Below are 18924 nucleotides of genomic sequence, written 5' to 3'. Positions count from 1 at the left end.
ATACGAATGCCGGGGTTGAATTGACGTACATGTGACCGCGGTCACAATCCTTTCACAGCCTCTCTGGACTGGGTTTAAAGGTGTTATGCTTCCTAGACTATAAATCGGAACGTGACAGAAGTCAACGAGTTTTCTCGATTTTATCTAATTTTGCGAGTTCCGCATTAAAGTCTTCTGGTAATGGTGCCTCAAACTCCATCCATTCTTTCGTACGTGGATGGTGGAATCCGAGGGTTGCCGCATGGAGCGCTTGACCGCCCAAATCAATCGTGCGGCGTGGACCATATTTCGGGTCACCGGCGAGCGGATGACCGATATAACGCATGTGTACGCGGATCTGATGCGTGCGTCCCGTCTCTAATTTACACTCCACGAGCGTGAAGTCTTTATAACGTTCGAGTAAACGGAAATGTGTCACGGCTTCTTTTGCGTTCCGGTCCGTCACGGTCATTCGCTGACGATCATTCGTATCGCGACCAATCGGTGCTTCAATCGTTCCAAGTTCGTGGACGAGTTCGCCATGGACGAGCGCGATATACTCGCGTTTGATGGTCTTGTCTTTCAACTGGCTCGCCAGCGACTCATGGGCCAAGTCATTTTTAGCGACCATGAGAAGACCCGTCGTGTCCTTATCAATCCGATGGACGATTCCTGGACGTTTGACACCGTTGATACCCGAGAGGTCATCACAATGATAAAGTAGCGCATTGACGAGCGTCCCTGACGTGTGTCCGGCTGCAGGGTGAACGACCATCCCGCGTGCCTTGTTGACGACGATGACGTCCTCGTCTTCAAAAACGATCTCGAGCGGGATGTCTTCAGGCAACACTTCGAGTTCGACCGCTTCCGGCACGTTCACTTCCACTTCATCCCCCACTTGAAGCTTGTAGTTCGCTTTCACGGCACTACCGTTGACGAGGAGGGCTCCCGTCTTGATCCATTCCTGTACTTGAGAGCGTGACCATTCACCACGGTCACTGACCCACTTATCAATCCTTGCCTTTTCATCGGCGACAAAAGTATACGATTCCATTACGATTGTCCCCTTTCTTTGTGTAATTTTTCTTCAAATAAAATCCCGATGACCATCAAGATGACACCAAACGTGAGTGCCATATCAGCCACGTTAAAAATCGGGAAGTTGTATCCGAACGGATACGTATCGACAAAGTCGACGACTTCGCCACGGAACAAGCGATCAATGAAGTTACCGATGGCACCGGCCAACAGTAATCCGACACTATATCCGAGGAGTTGATAGCCGTTCACCTCTTTGTGCAAGAAGTAAACGAGTCCGGCAACGACGAGGATGGTGATGATAAAGAAGAACGCCATCTGTCCTTCTAACATCCCCCAAGCCGCTCCTTTATTGCGGTAGGACGTCCAGTATAACAAGTTCGGGATGACTTCAATCGATTGACCAATTGTCATCGTCTGAACGACCACCCATTTTGTGAGTTGATCGATCAAAATCAAGATGAGCGCCAATCCATAATATCGTTTCATATGCGTCTCCTTTCAAGCCGTTAAGAAACCGGAGTGGGGACGCCACTCCGGTTCGTCTTAACCGATTACTGATGCACAGCGAGGGCAAAGCTCTGGATGCTCTTCGTTTTGTCCAAGCTCTGTCGAGTATGTCCAACAACGTGCACAAGCGGCTCCATCCGCTTTCATGACTGTGATTTTCGTCGTCGCATAATCGACGTCTGCCGTCTCAGCCCACTCCACTTGCGATACTTGAAGCAATTGGCTGACATTGTCGATCGTGTTCAACAAGTCGGCAGTCTCTGCTTTAGGTGCGAGAATCAACTTCGCTTCGAGCGGTTTCCCGATCAACTTTTCTCCACGTGCGATTTCAATCGCTTTGAGGACGTCGTCGCGGAAGACGAGGAACTTCGACCACTTCTCGAGTAATGCCGTTTCGTCTCCTGTGAGCGCGCTCACTTCTTCTAAATCCGTCAAGAAGATGCTTGCTTCTGACTTTCCAGGCACTTCTTTCCATGCCTCATCGGCAGTGTGTGGAAGGATTGGAGCCAATAGTTTCGTCAAGAGGACGACCGCATCGTACATGACCGTCTGAACGGCACGACGACGGAGATCGTCTTCACGTTCGATATATAGGATATCTTTTGTGAAGTCGAGGTAGAACGATGACAACTCGTTGACACAGAAGTTATGAACGAGGTGATACACGGCCATAAAGTCAAACTCATCATATGCTTTGACAACTTTTGTCTGCAATTGTTTGAGCTTCGTCGCCATGAAGCGGTCCGCTTCCGGCATATCGTCGAATGCGACACGCATCGATGGTTCGAACCCGTTCAAGTTCCCGAGTAAGAAGCGAATCGTGTTACGCATCTTCCGGTAAACTTCTGACACCTGTTTGAAGTTATCGTGTGACGCACGTACGTCCGACTGGTAATCGACGGATGCGACCCAAAGGCGTACGATCTCGGCGCCATACTGCTTCACAAGATCGTTCGGTGCAATCGTGTTACCGAGCGATTTCGACATTTTGCGTCCGTCCCCGTCGAGGACGAATCCGTGACTCAAGACATTCCGGTACGGTGCTTTCCCAGTCGTCGCAACGGCCGTCGAGAGTGACGAGTTGAACCAACCACGATATTGGTCCGATCCTTCAAGGTAAAGGTCTGCCGGACGACGAAGGTTTTCGCGTTCTTCTAATACACCAGCGTGTGAAGAACCTGAATCGAACCAGACGTCCATGATGTCGAGCTCTTTACGGAATTCACCGTTCGGACTGTTCGGGTGAGTGAACCCTGCAGGGAGAAGGTCTTTCGCTTCACGCTCATACCAAACGTTTGAACCGTGCTCACGGAATAAGTTGGCGATGTGGTCGATTGTCTCGTTCGTGATGATTTCCGTTCCATCTTCCGCATAGAAGATTGGGATTGGAACTCCCCAGGCACGCTGACGGCTGATGACCCAATCTCCACGGTCACGGACCATGTTGTAGAGACGTGTCATTCCCCATTCAGGGACCCATTTCACTTCCTCGATCTCACGGAGCATGTCTTCACGGAAATCTTTGATGGACGCGAACCATTGTGGTGTCGCACGGAAGATGACCGGCTTCTTCGTACGCCAGTCATGCGGGTACGAGTGTTTGATGAACTTCAAGTTGAGCAAGTAGCCGTTCTCTTCAAGCTTCATACCAATTTGTTTGTTCGCATCTTCGTAGAAGAGACCTTCGAAACCAGGGGCTTCGTCTGTCATATAGCCACGGTCATCCACCGGGCAAAGGACGTCTAATCCGTAAGCCTGTCCGACGCGATAGTCGTCTTCCCCGTGTCCAGGTGCTGTGTGTACGAGTCCAGTCGCATCCGCAGTGACGTGGTCGCCAAGGATGACGAGTGACGTCCGGTCATACAATGGATGTTGGGCCGTCATGTACTCGAAGTCACGTCCGTTCCAAGACCCACTCACTGTGTAATCCGTCCATCCGAGCGCTGCCGTCACTTCTTCAACGAGCGTTTCCGCGACGATATAGCCTTTTCCTTCATGTTCGATACGCGTGTAAGTCAACTCATCACTTACCGCGATTCCAAGGTTCGCCGGGATTGTCCAAGGCGTCGTCGTCCAGATGACGAAGTGATCGTCTGACGTCAACGTATCTTTACCGTCCACGACACGGAACGCCACGTAGATGGCCGGTGATTTTTTATCGTAATATTCAATCTCTGCTTCCGCGAGTGCCGACTCGGAAGATGGTGACCAGTAAACCGGTTTTTTCCCTTTGTAGATATAACCCTTCTCAGCCATCGACCCGAACAAACGAATCTGTGCCGCTTCGTATTCAGGAAGGAGCGTGATGTATGGGTTCTCAAAGTCTGCGAGAAGACCGAGACGTTTGAATTGTTCGCGTTGCGAGTTCACTTGCTCCATCGCATACTCTGCACACTTTTCACGGAATTCCGCGACTGTCATTTCCTTACGATTGACGCCTGCTTTTTGAAGGGCGTTCTCGATTGGAAGACCGTGCGTGTCCCATCCTGGAATCATTGGAGACTGATAGCCGTTCATCCCTTTGAAACGAACGATGATGTCTTTCAATACTTTGTTCATCGCGTGTCCCATGTGGATGTCGCCGTTCGCATATGGAGGTCCATCATGTAAGATATATTGTGGTTTTCCAGCATTTTTTTCTTGTACCTTGTTGTAAAGGTCCATATCTTCCCATTCTGTTTGCATCGCTGGCTCGCGCTTTGGTAAATTCCCACGCATCGCGAATTCTGTGTTTGGCATTAATAGCGTGTCTTTGTAGTTCATCGAAACTCCTCCATCAACATTTTTTAGAAAACAAAAAAACCAACCCATCCCTGATAGGGACGAGTTGGTTGACTCGCGGTACCACCCTACTAGTCTCATCATCATGAGACCGCTCTCGGTAACCGATAACGAGGTCAGGCGGTCACGCTTACTTCAGTTCAGCGTGACGACTCATAGGGGATACCGAATCAAGTCTTTCTCCTAGGCTCTCACCGTCCCTAAGTCGCTTCATAGGTATGACTCGATCGACGCGTCCTACTCAACGTGTTGATCATTTATCCGTGTTGTTCTTCATTACGTGTGACTTCGTCGTCATTATACGCAAGTTCTGTTCTATCGTCAAGAACCGTCTGCACAGGCGGTTCCCCGACAATCGTTTCCCATTCCGTACTGTTGAGAAGTTCCATTTGCGCATCGACGAGGACGCGGAAGCGTGTCCGATACAACTCTACTTTCTTGAGCATTTGAACGACTTCTCGTTCAGCAAGTTGCTCTTTGCGCGCCGCTTCCTCTTCACGAGCGAACGCTTCACGTTCCGCTTGTTTCAAGATGAGACTCGCTTCTTTTTGAGCATTGTTCTTCACTTCTTCCGCCGCTTCCTGCGCGACGATAATCGATTTGTTCAACGTATCTTCCATCGAGGAGAAGTAGTCAATGCGGGCTTGCATATCGTTGACAAGTTCTTCATACCGTCGATTCTCACGAATCAATAGTTCAAACTCTTTAATGATTTGATCTAAAAATTCATTGACCTCATCGATGTCGTACCCACGAAAACGGGAAGAGAATTCTTTATTATGAATATCAATCGGTGTCAACGCCATTCGACTTTCCTCCTAATTTCAACGTATGGTGCCATACTGGATTTTAATTTTTTCACGTTTGGTCGATCCGAGAATCTCCATCAATTTGATGCGACCATATCCACGGACGGATAGTAGATCATCCGGTTCAAGGATGAAGCTCGCGTCTTCAATGACTTTATGATTCACTTTACAGTCGCCGTGTTTGACGAGCGCCTGCGCTTTTTGCCGAGAGATGTTAAGCACCTCGCTTGCGACCGTATCAAATCGTAAGGAAGAAACGATGCCGAACCCTTCGACCCATTCGGTCGCAGGGACGACAAGCACCTCGTCTTTTGGCACGGAAGAAATGCGAACTCTCGCTTTTCCGACACGTTCAAGATTCATTTCAATGAACCCGACCGCTTCACGCGTCGTCGCAAATTGTACAATCTCATCGTCAAGAACGACATCTCCGAACTTTTGACGTTTCAGTCCAGCATTCAGCAATGTTCCTGTCACTTGTCGATGCGTCAAGTCCACGAATTTTGTTGGGTACTCGATTCGACGGACCTCAATCTCAAAATCATCTGGATTGAGTTCATAGTAATCCGGCGCTAAAATCAGACGACGTCGTTCCGCGCCTTCAAATCCGCCATCATCATGAATGACAAGTTGTTTCCCGACGAGTTGTTTGACGATTTGCTGTTCACGTGGGTCAAGAAAATCCGTCAATTTCAACACATAGCTATTCTCCACTTGTTGTACCCAGTCGAGCACTTGTTCAACGAACGCGCGTTCACTTGGTCGATAATGGTCATAGACGCTCATACGTCACCCAAAGATCGCAGCGATTCCGGCTTGGGCCATACGAAGCACGAACAGTGCAACGATTGGGGAGATATCAAGCATGCCACCAATCGGTGGGATGATTCGGCGAAACGGCGCCAAGAACGGTTCACACAAAAACGATAAGATTTGACCAAATTTAGATTCGCGTGCGTTCGGGAACCATGATAATAAGATATAGCCGATGAGGACCCAACTATAGATGCCAAGTAGATCGCTCAACGTGTTGCCTAAGGCAGGGATTACGTTTTCCATTCAGTTACCACCCTTTACTGTGAAGTTCATCCTCCGATATCAAGTTTGAGATTGAACCAGTCAATTCGACGTTGTTCGGAGTACACAGAATCGTGTTATGTCCAATCGAAGTCATCGATCCCTCAAGGGCGTATACGACACCTGAGAGGAAGTTGACGACTTGACGCGATTGCTCTTTTGACATTCGCTGAAGGTTGACGATGACAGCACGGTTTTCTTTCAAATGATCGCTAATGTCTTGCGCCTCAGCGAACACACGCGGCTCAGCCAATACGACTTTTGAACGGTCTTTCTTTTTCGTATTTAATGCCACGAGATTATTCGCTGATTTTGGACGATCATCCTGTCTGACGACAGATGTTTCGGTTGTAGAAGGAGCTGCTGCATTTGCCACAGTATACTCTTCTTCTTCATATGTGCTGTTCGGATCTTCTTCGAGTCCAAAGAAATCTTTCATTTTGTTTTTGATTGACATAACGGATTCCTCCTTAAGATATATTATTGCACAAGTACGGTACCAATACGAACAAACGATGCGCCTTCTTCAATCGCGATTGGATAATCGTTTGACATCCCCATCGACAGCTCCGTGCATGGTGCGTGTTCATACGCATTTGCCTTCACTTCATCACGTAGATGACGGAGACGGCGGAACGTTTCACGGAGTGTTGACTCTTCTTCAGTGAATGGTGCCATCGTCATCAGCCCGATGATTCGAATATGAGGATACTGTTTACAGTTCTCGATGAAGGGCACGACTTCCTCTATTTCGAGACCATGTTTTGAATCTTCTCCTGACGTGTTCACTTGAACGAAACAATCGATCGTTCGGCTCGCGCGCTTGTCAATCTCCGCTGCGAGAGACAAGCGGTCGAGCGAATGAATTGCCGCGACATAATCAATGATTTGTCTCACTTTGCGTGTCTGTAACGTACCTATAAAATGAAATCTTGCATCCTTCGGCATCCCTTCAACCTTCTCGAGTAAAGAATCTGGACGGTTTTCTCCGAAATCACGAATCCCTTCTTCATAAAGGGCATTCGCCACATCGACACCGACCGATTTCGTGACTGCGATGAGTGTCGGTTCTACTTCTTGAACATGTGATGCCATGATGGATTGAACTTGTTTAACATTATCTGAAATACTCACGATTTCCGCTCCTTGACAATGACTGCCGCAAACCGACGCTTCGTCTCTCCATCTCGATAGGAGAAAAACGGGCTGTCCGCGCCAGTCGTTAAATTCGATTGCATGACCTCAGTGTCATGTTCTTTTGCCAATACTTCATTGACGGTTTGGAGGGACAAGAGCGCATGCTCACCCGACTCGTTTCGCACTGACCGTTCATATGCAATCGGCGAAACATCCCGGACGGCCTGGAGAACACGACCATCGACCTCATAGTCACTTCCTGAGATGGAGGGACCGACGAGCATGTCTACATCGGTCGCCTCGATTCCTTGCTCAGCAAACGTCTGCATCATGGTCTTAACGATGTTTCCGACCGTTCCCTTCCACCCGGCATGAGCGATGCCGATGACCCCATGATCTTTCGCACAGAAGAAGAGCGGTACACAGTCAGCAAAGACGAGGGCTAACGGTAACGCGTCTTCGGTTGTGAGAAGCCCATCTGTTTTCGGAATCGCCTCTTCATATCGGAATGCCCCCTTACCTTTGTCCGACGAATCGACGACTTGGACAGTCGTACCATGTACTTGATCCGCCCACACGGAGTCCTCTAACGAGAGCCCGGCTTGTTGAAAGAACTGTTGACGATTTTCGACGACTCGGTCAATTTCATCGCCCACATGTAATCCAACGTTTCCAGCATTATGTCCGTCCGTTCGTGTCGTCGCGTAAGCATGATAACGGTTTGTTTCGGTTTCCCAAGTATGTAGCAGTTGCATCGGTCTCTCCTTTTAGAAAAAGGGATGCCGAGTACCGGCACCCCTAGTTGTTTAGTTACGGCGTTGTCTCACAAACGCAGGGATGTTGATCGTCTCGTCTGGGACGTCTCCTCCATACACTGGGCGATGGAAGTTCCCTTCGTCTTGTTGAGCCGCTTCATTTGCTTTTGGTTGGGGTTCCTTGTTCTCAACCTCAGGCTGTTTTTTCGGCTGCTGAAGGAACGGGTTCGTTCCTTGTGCTTCTTCAGCGAATTCAGTTGCGATCACGGTAACGATGATTTCATCGTTCAAGTTTTCGTTGATGACCGAACCGAAGATCAAGTTCACTTCTTCATCAGCCGCACTTTGAACGATTTGAGCCGCCTCCGTCACTTCAAACAAGCTAAGGCTAAGTCCACCAGTGATGTTCATCAAGACACCTTTCGCTCCTTCGATTGAAGATTCGAGAAGTGGTGACGAAATAGCTTTCTTCGCTGCTTCAACGGCACGGTTTTCACCTGTCGCGACACCGACACCCATAAGGGCAGACCCTTTCTCCGTCATGATCGTTTTCACGTCCGCGAAGTCGAGGTTAATGAGACCCGGGATGGCGATCAAGTCTGTGATTCCCTGTACACCTTGACGAAGGACGTTATCCGCTTCACGGAACGCTTCGATCATCGGTGTGTTGCGTTCCACGATTTCAAGAAGCTTATCGTTCGGAATCACGATGAGGGTATCTACTTTTTCTTTGAACGCTTGAATGCCGTGCTGTGCGTGTTGCATACGTTTCCGTCCTTCAAACATGAACGGTTTTGTAACGACACCGACCGTGAGTGCGCCGATTTCTTTTGAAATCTCGGCGATGACCGGAGCAGCACCTGTTCCCGTTCCGCCACCCATTCCAGCTGTGACGAATACCATATCTGCACCGTCAAGTGCTTCAATCAACTGTTCACGGCTTTCTTCAGCCGCCTTTTTACCGATATCCGGGTTCGCACCTGCACCGAGACCGCGTGTCAATTTTGCACCAAGTTGAAGCTTCACGTCGGCTTTCGACATGTTCAACGCTTGTGCATCCGTGTTGACTGCGATGAACTCGACTCCTTGTACCCCATGTTCAATCATGCGGTTAACGGCGTTTGACCCGCCGCCACCGACTCCAATTACTTTAATTTTTGCTACGGCGTCAATCGCCTCATCAAAGTACATCATTCAGGTATCCCCCTACGTATTTTCCAAGTTGTATTACATCGTCAGCTTAAACGCCAAATAATTTTTCCATCAAACGACTAAATCCTTTTTTCGACTCTTGATCGCTCTCGTATTCGTTCTCTCCTACATGAATATCGGTCGCTTCCGGCTTCGTGTGAAGTGTTTCCTGGCGAACTTCCGGTTTTTCAAGTTGAGATTTCGAAACGTGATGATCACTCATCAAGACATATTTCAATACACCGACGGCTGTCGCGTATTTTGGATGTCTGACACCAATCGACGACGGTTGATACAATCTCGTCTTTTGGCCCATAATGCGAGTCGCCAACTCCTGAATACCCGGTAGAGCAGCTGCCCCACCGCAAAGTAAGTATCCGCCATTCAGCATCGGAACACCTACTTTTTGAACCTTATTCAACATTAGGGTAAACATTTCCTCTATTCTCGCTTCTAAAACGTAGCTAATTTCTGACTGTGGTTCGAACGCCACTTCCCCATTGATGTTCGTGTAGGACAAACCTTCTGTCTCATCAGCCATTTCTTCAAGAGCGAGACCATATTCTTCTTTCGCCACTTTGGCGTCTTGATATTTACAATTGAGTTTATAGACCAAGTCTCTTGTCATATGATCTCCACCGACCGGGAGGATATACGAGTAGACGAGATCTCCCCGATAAAATACGGAAACCGTCGTCTTTTCATGTCCGACATCGACGAGCCCGATTCCTAAATCGATTTCATCTACAGAAGCTGCACTCATGCCGAGTGCAAGGTTTCCTAGAATAAAACCTTCGAGTTGTAATCCAGCCCGTTCAATCGAACGACGAATACTATGTAAAATGGTCTTCGACCCGGTCACCATTTTCCCATGCATCTCAAGTCGATAGCCTAACATGCCCCGTGGATCGACAACACCTGTTTGTTGATCAACCGTGAATGAAGATGGGATCACATCGATGACACTCATCTCGTCCGGTAATCGCATTACTTGTGCCGAGTTGATGACTTCCATCACGTCTGCGTCGGTAATTTCTTGATCTTCCCGCTTCACGGATGCAATTCCGTGACATGGGGCAATTTGGATATGCTCCCCTTCGATGGCAACGTATACAGATCGAATTTGATCACCTAGCGATGTCTCAGCATGCTCAACGGCCTGTTTGATCGCTTGGACTGTTTTATCGATGTCTACGACAGCGCCACGTTTTACACCCGCAGACGGTGCACACCCTTCTGCCAAAATATTAAGCGTTCCGCCGAGCAATTCACCGACGACGAGCTTAATCTCTGACGTTCCAATATCTAATGCGGCCACATAACCATTCGCTTCCAAAAGGGAAACACCTCCGCTCTATAATTTTCCTGTTCCAATTGCCTGACACATATACAGATATCCAAAAAAATTGTTGGTTTCGACAAGATATCTCACGTCTAAGTTTACAACAAATAAGATAGTGAGAAAAGGTAGAATCCTACAATTTAAGCGGTTTCGCGTTATCAATTCGTTTACAAACGACAAAAAAACAGCCCTTATGTGACTAAGGACTGTAATATAACTGATTATTCATTCGTTTTCTCGTAAGGAACAAAGTAAAACCCACCATCCATGACGACGGTCCCACGCTCACCTTTCGGGATGTTTTCATAAATTTCACCATACTTCGATACGGTCTCACTTAACTTCAATGTCGGTGTGAGTAACGTATTGCCGTCGTTCATAAAAATCTCGTATCGCGTCGGCTCATCTTTTCGTTTTGATAAAATCACTTCTGACATACGAGCCCGTGTCGCATCATCCACCCGTTCGAGTTCACTTGCAATCTTTTCAAGTTCTGCTTCCGTGTTGAACTCTCGCAAGAGCGGTCCGTCCTTTAGCTTTTGCGGATCGGTGATGGCTCCGGTCGGATGGAGTGAACCGTCGGCTAACACGACGACATCTCCTTTTTCGGCTTTCGCATAAGCAATCATTTTCTCTTCTGTCACAGAGATATGAACCTTGTTATACCAAGAACGATCGATTTCTACCCGTTTGATACCAGGCAACTTTTCCATCTGTTCACTCATCTTGTTTGGGGACAGACTGACAAACTTCGTCGATGAATCGAGCTCCATATCCTGAAACACGTACGTTTCTTCTAACCAGTATAAACCCGATACCTTCACTTCTTTCACGTTCGACATCGAAGTTTGCATGTAGACCACGAGTAAGATGAGAATTCCAAACAGTGAGAGTACAGAGAACATCCGACGGTTCGCTTTTTTACGCCGTTGTTTTTTCATGTATGGAATACGGTCTTCGAGACTGCGTACCGTTTGTTGGCTTGGTTCCATCGGGTTCTACTCCTTTATTGAATGACTTCTTCTACCAGGTCGGCCAATGCATCTGACGCGTTCGGGAAACCTAGCGCACGCGATGCGTTCGCCATCTCTTCACGCTGTTCGAGTGCTTGACGAATCGTCTCTACGAGCGAAACTCCCGTCAACGCTTCTTCTTTGACAAGGAGGGCCGCCCCGTTCTCGACGAGGGCCGAAGCATTTTTCGTTTGATGGTCAGCTGTCACGTACGGACTTGGGACCAAAATGCTCGGTAAGCCAAGTGCGGTCAATTCTGAAATCGTTGAAGCGCCAGCTCGTGAGATGACGAGTGACGTACAAGCGAGTAGAGATGGCATATCGTACACGTACGGATGAATGTGTACATTGTCAGAGGATGGTGCCTGTTTCGATACCGCATCGAAATGCACTTTCCCTGTGACGTAAAGGACGTTGATCGGTAATTCTGAGAGCGCTGGGATTGCTTCCACGACCGCTCGGTTGATGGCCTCGGCTCCGCGGCTTCCGCCATAAACCAAGACAATCGGACGGTCATCTAAACGATACTGTTCGCGGATAGACGCCTCATCGACTTCCGTCTGCAATACTTCGCTACCACGCGGGTTTCCAATCAAGCGAACGTTCGCGCCCGGAAAATGGACATCCGATCTTTTGAACGAGAGGGCGACCCGATCGGCTTTCTTCGATAAGAATTTGTTTGTTAATCCCGGGATACTGTTTTGTTCATGCAGAATCGTGGGAATCCCAAGCTGTTGTGCCGTATAAACGACGGGACCGGATACGAAACCACCCGTGCCAATCACGACGTCCGGTTTAAACGCCGCCATGTCTTTCTTCAATGCCCGAACGGCTTTCAAAAACCAGTAGGCGGTCTTCAGATTCTCGAGTGAAAGCGAACGCTTCAGACCTGCGATTTGAATCGACTTGAACGGGACACCTGCTCGCGGTACGAGATCGGCTTCTAATCCATTCTCCGTTCCAATGTATTGTACCTGTAAATCCGGGTGACGTTTTTGTAGCGTTTCAATCAATGCGAGTGCCGGATAAATATGACCACCGGTACCACCACCAGAAATCATGATTTTCATCGGTTCGCCTCCTCATATGAACGGACGAGTTGAACGAACTGCTCGCCTCGTTCTTCAAACGTTTTAAATTGATCCCAGCTAGCACAGGCGGGTGAGAGTAAGATGACGTCTCCCGTCTCGGATTTCTCAAACGCGAGCGGAACGGCGTCTGCCAACGTCTCGACCGTGAAAGAAGGAATCTGTTGAGACTCGCCGAGCTCTTTAAATCGTTTAGCCGTCTCACCATACGCGACGACAGCTTTTACTTTTGAGAGAGCAGAGGCGAGCGAAGATAAGTCCGCACCGCGTTCGAGACCACCACAAAGCCAGACGATTGGGGTGTCAAACCCCCGTAACGCTGCTTCCGTTGCTACGTTGTTCGTCGCTTTCGAATCATTGTAAACAGCACGTCCGAGCACATCACCGAGACTCTCGGTCCGATGCGCGACGCCACCGAAGTTTCGTAACACACGTTCGATATGCGTACGTGGAATAGCAAATGGTTCCACTAAGAGTAGTGCAGCCAATACATTTTCCACGTTGTGCGCCCCACCTAGTGCCAACTCATTTACTTGCATGATTTTTTCACCACGAACTGTGACCCATCCATCGACGACAGAAGCGTCACCTCGGTCAAAGCTGAACGTAGTTGGTTCAATCTCTCCCGGGACGCGTTTCATCACTTCCGGATCCGTCACTTTCACGACGATTTGGTCTGCATTCGTCATTTGACGGAACAGGTTTCCTTTTGCATCCGCATACGCATCAAAATCCCCATGATAGTCGAGATGGGCTTCCGATAGATTGAGTAGTGCCGCCGAGCGGGGATGGAATGACTCAATCCCCATCAATTGAAAACTCGACAATTCAATCACAATCAAATCGCCCACCTTCGCCTGAGATGCCACTTCAATCGCCGGGAATCCGATGTTTCCCGCAAGATGCACCGGACGTTCCCCACCTTTGAGCAATTCATAGACGAGTGTCGTGGTCGTCGTTTTCCCATTTGAGCCGGTGATGGCAACAAATTCCGCCTCCGTTGCCAAATAAGCAAGTTCCACTTCGGTATAGATTGGGATGTTTCGAGACATCGCTTCTTGAAGCAATGGAATCTGATACGGGATGCCTGGATTTTTGACAATCAACTCTGTCTCATTCAACAGAGCGAGGGGATGTTCGTTAAATACCGATTGAATCCCAAGCGCCTGAATTTTTTCCAGTTCGTCTTCCGGAGGGATATTCCCCGTATTGATCGTCACATCTGCTCCTGCATGATGCAGATATGTCGCCGCTGCAATGCCGCTCTTCGCAGCACCGAGGACAAGAACTTTTTTACCGTGCCATTGCTTTTCCATCTGTCTCACCCTTTTACATGAGTAGTAATGATAAACCTGCTGTAATTAAACTGATGCCTCCGAACGTGAGTACGATGCGCCATTCTGACCACCCGACCATTTCGAAGTGGTGATGGATCGGACTCATCTTGAAGAGTCGTTTCCCCGTCGTTTTAAACGAGATGACTTGCAAGATGACGCTCAATGTCTCGATGACGAAAATGATTCCGACAAAAACGAGAAGCAATTCGAGCTTCAACATCAAAGCGAGTCCAGCGACGGCTCCGCCTAGTGCGAGCGAACCGGTGTCACCCATGAAGATTTTAGCCGGATACTTATTGAAGACTAGGAACCCGATCAAGGCACCGACGACCGCAAACGCGAACCAAGCAATCCCAAGTTCATCTTGTGTAAGGGCGTAAATCCCAAAGAATGTGAACGTCGGGATGGCCGAGAAGGAGACGAGTCCGTCTAATCCATCTGTCAAGTTGACGGCGTTTGAGAATCCGACGAGCCAGAAGATGACGATGGCGATATAGAACCATCCTGTATCTAACGAAATCGACGTGAATGGAATCGAAATCGATGTATCGAGGTCTCCCCCGAGTGACAAGAACCATGCAAACAATACCGATACCACGATTTGACCAATCAACTTCTGAAGGGACGTCAATCCGAGGTTTCGTTTGTTGACGACTTTGATGTAGTCATCTAAGAAACCGATGACACCGAATGCCATCGTAACGAATAGAAGAGTCCCGAATCCAGCGACCGCTTCGCCAAAAATGACGGATACGATGAATCCGACGAGGATGGCGAGCAGGATGACGATCCCCCCCATCGTCGGTGTACCTGACTTCTTCTGGTGCCAACCTGGACCTTCATCACGAATCTCTTGTCCGAACTTTAATTGACGCAATGCTGGGATGGCTCGCGGCATCACGATCAAGACACTTAATAATGAACTGATTAATACGATTAAACTAATTAACATGTTGCTACCTCACTACTCTATTTATTGAACAAGACGCTCAAGCGCCAGTCCTCGAGATGCCTTTAACAATACCACAGTATCCGGTCGTTGATAATGATGAAGGAGCGCCTTCGCTTCCTCAACCGTCGGGACCATTTTAACGTTCACACGTGAATCTTGAATCCCATCCGCGATCCATTTTGCCTTGTCTCCGACGAGAATACAATCGGTCACGGGAGATGTCACCGCGCCACCGACTTGTTCGTGTTGCAGTTGTTCATCCATTCCTAACTCGTACATATCTCCAAGGACGAGCACACGCTTCGAGAATCCTTCAAGCGACTTGACCGTCTCAATCGCTGCAATCATCGACGTCGGACTTGCGTTGTAGGCATCGTTAATGAGGTGAGCTTCGCCGAACATCTGTTTTTCCATCCGCATCGATGTCAACTTGATTCGGTCTAGGCCACGTTGAATCATCGCATGATCGAGACCGAACGCAAGTCCACACGCGATTGCATAGGCTGCGTTTCGAATCTGATGGGCACCGAGCACCTTTAGTTCATACAAGTCACCGTTGTATTTAAAGATTGATGCGTCAAATGTCGTTTCGATCACTTCAATTTTCCCATCCGCTGTTTCATCGTATCCGACGCGATAGCCTTGACCGGAAAGAAGTGGCTCATCCGCATCGACGATCAAGCGACCGTCTGCTTTGAGACCGGCATTGATCTCAAGTTTCGCCTTGGCGATACCTGTCCGTCCACCGACTTGTTCACCGTGGGACTCCCCGATATTCGTCACAAACGCCACATCAGGCTTGGCGAGTTTTGACAGCGTCTCGATTTGACCAAATCCGTTCATTCCCATCTCTAGGACGGCTACCTCCGTATCCCGTGGCATTCTGAGAACGGTAAGTGGCAAGCCGACGTCCGAGTTGAAGTTACCGGCCGTCTTATGCGTCTTGAACTTCTCCTCGAGCACGACAGCGACCATGTCTTTTGTCGACGTCTTCCCATTCGAGCCTGTAATGGCGACGACGAGCGGATTGATTTCTTCTAAATATCGAGCCGCTGCCGTTTGCAATGCCTCGATTGTCGATTTCACAGGGATGACAACCAGGTTGTCTGGTTGAGGACGACCTTCTTCCCAGAACGTGACAATCGCACCCTTTTCAACGGCCGCCTCGATGTAATCATGACCATCGACTCGCGCCCCAACGATTGGGACGAAGAGACCCGCCTCGTTTGCATCTCTCGAATCTGTGGCGACCCGTTCGACGAGACGTTCGTCATTTAGATCCATGCCAAACCATGATGCCAATTTTTGAACTGTCAGTTGTTCCATACAAACTTCCTCCTCTTACATAGGAAAAGAGAGCCGCAGCCCTCTTCATCTCGTGCGTTAATTCGACGGTGTCTCCAATTTCACTTTCAAGGAGGCACCTGTTTTGACCGGTTTCCCTTTGCCAATCGATTGCGATGTGACAAATCCGGTACCGTCGATTTCTAAATTTAATTGATAAAGGGTCGCTAAACGTTTTACGTCACGCAACGACCAACCTTTTAATGTAGGCATCGTAAACGACTCGCTCGTTTTTAGCAACAATCGTTCACCGACGACATAAGATTGTCCTTTCACAGGACTCTGCGCAATCACTTCGTCTCCATCACCTAACACGATCGGATTGAAGGAATTCTCCGTCGATGCGTTCACTGCCTCTTCACGGTTTTGACCGATATACGAAGACGTTGTCTTCGTCAAGGCTTCGACTGCTTTTTCTTGTTTTTCAGGCTCGACACTCCGGTAACGTAATGCGACATCCATCACGTCTTTGAAAAGTGGCGCCATGATTCGTGGCCCGGTCGTAGACGAGTCACTGTTCGGTCTGTCCACCGCGATATACATGACAAGTTCCGGATCGTCTTCCGGAGCCATCCCGACGAACGAGTGAATATACTGTCCACTCAAATATTTTCCGTTCTCGGCGATTTGAGCGGTACCGGTCTTTCCGACGACGCGATAGTTGTCTAACGCATACAGTTGCCCGGTTCCCACATCGCTATTGACGACACCGTCGAGCGCTTCACGTGTCTTTTTGGCTGTCTCCGCCGTGATCGGTTGACCGACTTCTTTCGGATTGGTCGTCCGAATGGTTTCGCCGGTCTCGCTGTTGACGATTTTCTTGATGAGGTGCGGTTGCTTCATCGTCCCATCCGTTGCGATGGCCGATGTCGCTTGCAAAATTTGCATCGGTGTCACCGCTGTCGATTGTCCCCATGCCGTAATCAAGACGTTCATCGGACTTTCGAAATCGAATTGACTATTGACCTCTCCAGGCAAATCGATTCCTGTCCGCTGATCAAACTTGAAAGCTTTAAAGTAATCTTCATATCGACTGAGACCAAGTCGTTCGTTCGCTAAAATCGAGAATGCGACGTTCGACGAATGCCAGACGCCTTCTACCATAGGAATGGTACCCCATCCCGTAATGTTGTAATCATTGAAGACCGTCTTGCCATATTTGTATGAACCGGATTCATACAGCTCATTCGGATTGTACACGCCTTCGTTGATGGCTGCCGCGAGCGTAAAGATCTTCATCGTCGATCCAGGTTCGAATCGAGACGAAACAGAGAAGTTACTGTACGAAGAAATCTCGCGTGTGTTCGGATCAAACGATGGTCGGTCCGATAGTGCGATGATTTCTCCCGTTTTCGGGTCCATAATGATGGCCGTCGCATGTTTCGGCTCATACTCCTCATACAACTCATTCATCTTCGTTTCGAGCAACTGTTGGATTCTGTGGTCGATTGTCAATTGGACGTCCGCCCCGTCTTCCGGTTCAATCTTCAACTGCTCGTCACTCGATATGAGTTCACGACCTGCCAAATCTTTCTCAAATCGATACAGACCGTACGATTCACTTAAAATATCATTCAGAGATTTTTCAATCCCTAGTTCACCGACGAGTTCGATGCGACCGTTCTGGTCAATTTTTTGGGCATACCCGATTACCGAGGAAGCAAATACTTTGTTCGGGTAATAGCGCTTCGGTTCCTCGACAAACGTGATGCCGTTTAGGTCGAATGCTTCGATCTCTTCTTTTTGTTCTACGGTCAAGTCACGACCGGGAACACCGAACTCGATCTGTCCAAGGTCGGCATTTTGTTCAAGCCGTTTCAATAAATCGGCTTCTGTCATAGGCAGTACGGTCGACAATTGCTTCGCCGCTTCGGCGAACTCATCGGGCATAAGCGTCTTCCCTTTGACCCGCTCACCACCGAGTTTCAAAACGGCAACGAGCCGGTATGATGGAATGTTGATGGCAATCGGTTGACCGAAGCGATCATACACCTCGCCCCGTTCCGCTTCTAACGTACTGACCGCTTTCCATCGTTGCTCTTCCGCGAATGCGAGCATGTTCTCCCCTTTGTACGTATGGGTGACGGATAAATAAAGGAACCATCCGACAAAAAATAAAAAGAGCGGGGTGAAGCAGACAATCGCTACCCACGCCACTCTTTTTTTACTCTGTTTTAAAGAATTCATCAATCAATCACCTTGACATTCTTTTCATTGAATTTCATTCCGAGCTTCTCGGCAATCGCATAAATTCTTTCGGGCGAGCTTAATTGGGCGATTTCATACTTTAGTTCTTCGTTTTCTTTTGCAACCCCGTCGACCTGCTGATTGACGGCTGCTGTATCACGCATAATATTATACGCTTCATTGTGCTTCGACACCGTGATGCCACCGAACATGACCACTGAACCAATCATCACTGGATACAGGATCGATTCAAACAAGGTCAACGTGCGTCGTTTTGGAGCAGGTATTGGTCGTTCTTGCGGAATCGGATTTCGATTCGGTGTTACTTGAGGCTGCAACGCCTTACGGGCAGCTTCTGGCATCAGGTATCCCTCCTACACTCTC

The 18924-nt window shown here is 48.7% G+C and carries 18 protein-coding genes and 1 other annotated feature; all 18 genes read right to left on the bottom strand.

The window, feature by feature from the left end:
• Window positions 1-121: 121 nt before the first annotated feature.
• The gene (locus tag F3H97_RS02905) at window positions 122-1033 is read right to left on the bottom strand and encodes an RluA family pseudouridine synthase (protein WP_015881322.1); all 912 of its coding nucleotides are present in this window, start codon (window positions 1031-1033) and stop codon (window positions 122-124) included.
• A complete protein-coding gene (gene lspA, locus F3H97_RS02900) occupies window positions 1033-1506 on the bottom strand; it encodes a signal peptidase II (RefSeq protein WP_015881321.1) in 474 nt (157 codons plus the stop codon). Before lspA ends, F3H97_RS02905 begins: the two co-directional genes overlap by 1 nt.
• 57 nt (window positions 1507-1563) lie before the next feature.
• Window positions 1564-4290 carry an isoleucine--tRNA ligase gene (ileS, locus tag F3H97_RS02895; RefSeq protein ID WP_196430509.1) on the bottom strand — a complete coding sequence of 909 codons (2727 nt, stop codon included), beginning with the start codon at window positions 4288-4290 and terminating at the stop codon, window positions 1564-1566.
• A gap of 52 nt (window positions 4291-4342) precedes the next feature.
• Window positions 4343-4562: a binding site (T-box leader), on the bottom strand.
• Window positions 4563-4565: 3 nt separating this feature from the next.
• Entirely contained in the window at window positions 4566-5114 is a 549-nt protein-coding gene (locus F3H97_RS02890) for a DivIVA domain-containing protein (RefSeq protein ID WP_074037318.1), read from the bottom strand.
• 18 nt (window positions 5115-5132) lie between these two features.
• The gene (locus F3H97_RS02885; protein WP_196430508.1) at window positions 5133-5903 is read right to left on the bottom strand and encodes a YlmH family RNA-binding protein; all 771 of its coding nucleotides are present in this window, start codon (window positions 5901-5903) and stop codon (window positions 5133-5135) included.
• Between the two features lie 3 nt (window positions 5904-5906).
• Window positions 5907-6176, bottom strand: a complete 270-nt coding sequence (locus F3H97_RS02880; protein ID WP_015881317.1) for a YggT family protein — start codon at window positions 6174-6176, stop codon at window positions 5907-5909.
• A 4-nt stretch (window positions 6177-6180) separates the two neighbouring features.
• Complete coding sequence (locus tag F3H97_RS02875) at window positions 6181-6651, bottom strand: cell division protein SepF (protein ID WP_078146655.1); 471 nt, start codon at window positions 6649-6651, stop codon at window positions 6181-6183.
• A 23-nt stretch (window positions 6652-6674) separates the two neighbouring features.
• The gene (locus tag F3H97_RS02870; RefSeq protein ID WP_196430507.1) at window positions 6675-7328 is read right to left on the bottom strand and encodes a YggS family pyridoxal phosphate-dependent enzyme; all 654 of its coding nucleotides are present in this window, start codon (window positions 7326-7328) and stop codon (window positions 6675-6677) included.
• The gene (pgeF, locus tag F3H97_RS02865) at window positions 7325-8086 is read right to left on the bottom strand and encodes a peptidoglycan editing factor PgeF (protein WP_074037323.1); all 762 of its coding nucleotides are present in this window, start codon (window positions 8084-8086) and stop codon (window positions 7325-7327) included. The genes F3H97_RS02870 and pgeF overlap by 4 nt, the downstream gene beginning before the upstream one ends.
• 51 nt (window positions 8087-8137) lie before the next feature.
• Window positions 8138-9280, bottom strand: a complete 1143-nt coding sequence (gene ftsZ, locus F3H97_RS02860; RefSeq protein WP_015881313.1) for a cell division protein FtsZ — start codon at window positions 9278-9280, stop codon at window positions 8138-8140.
• A 46-nt stretch (window positions 9281-9326) separates the two neighbouring features.
• Window positions 9327-10613 carry a cell division protein FtsA gene (ftsA, locus tag F3H97_RS02855; RefSeq protein ID WP_196430506.1) on the bottom strand — a complete coding sequence of 429 codons (1287 nt, stop codon included), beginning with the start codon at window positions 10611-10613 and terminating at the stop codon, window positions 9327-9329.
• Between the two features lie 227 nt (window positions 10614-10840).
• Window positions 10841-11611: a cell division protein FtsQ/DivIB gene (locus tag F3H97_RS02850; RefSeq protein WP_159562055.1), complete on the bottom strand. Its 771-nt coding sequence runs from the start codon at window positions 11609-11611 to the stop codon at window positions 10841-10843.
• A 14-nt stretch (window positions 11612-11625) separates the two neighbouring features.
• Complete coding sequence (gene murG / locus F3H97_RS02845) at window positions 11626-12702, bottom strand: undecaprenyldiphospho-muramoylpentapeptide beta-N-acetylglucosaminyltransferase (RefSeq protein ID WP_196430505.1); 1077 nt, start codon at window positions 12700-12702, stop codon at window positions 11626-11628.
• On the bottom strand, window positions 12699-14036 hold the full coding sequence (gene murD, locus F3H97_RS02840; protein WP_196430504.1) for a UDP-N-acetylmuramoyl-L-alanine--D-glutamate ligase: 1338 nt from the start codon (window positions 14034-14036) through the stop codon (window positions 12699-12701). The genes murG and murD overlap by 4 nt, the downstream gene beginning before the upstream one ends.
• A 13-nt stretch (window positions 14037-14049) precedes the next feature.
• The gene (gene mraY, locus F3H97_RS02835; RefSeq protein ID WP_196430503.1) at window positions 14050-15009 is read right to left on the bottom strand and encodes a phospho-N-acetylmuramoyl-pentapeptide-transferase; all 960 of its coding nucleotides are present in this window, start codon (window positions 15007-15009) and stop codon (window positions 14050-14052) included.
• A 21-nt stretch (window positions 15010-15030) separates the two neighbouring features.
• Window positions 15031-16335 (bottom strand): UDP-N-acetylmuramoyl-tripeptide--D-alanyl-D-alanine ligase, encoded by a 1305-nt coding sequence (locus F3H97_RS02830; RefSeq protein ID WP_196430502.1) that lies wholly within the window; start codon window positions 16333-16335, stop codon window positions 15031-15033.
• Window positions 16336-16392: 57 nt separating this feature from the next.
• The gene (locus tag F3H97_RS02825) at window positions 16393-18540 is read right to left on the bottom strand and encodes a penicillin-binding protein (protein ID WP_196430501.1); all 2148 of its coding nucleotides are present in this window, start codon (window positions 18538-18540) and stop codon (window positions 16393-16395) included.
• Window positions 18540-18902, bottom strand: coding sequence for a cell division protein FtsL (gene ftsL / locus F3H97_RS02820; protein ID WP_015881305.1), 363 nt, complete (start codon window positions 18900-18902; stop codon window positions 18540-18542). The genes F3H97_RS02825 and ftsL overlap by 1 nt, the downstream gene beginning before the upstream one ends.
• Window positions 18903-18924: the final 22 nt, after the last annotated feature.

The organism is Exiguobacterium sp. SRB7LM (genome assembly GCF_015712685.1).
Taxonomy (GTDB): domain Bacteria; phylum Bacillota; class Bacilli; order Exiguobacteriales; family Exiguobacteriaceae; genus Exiguobacterium; species Exiguobacterium profundum.
This window is presented reverse-complemented; position numbering and strand designations above follow the sequence as displayed.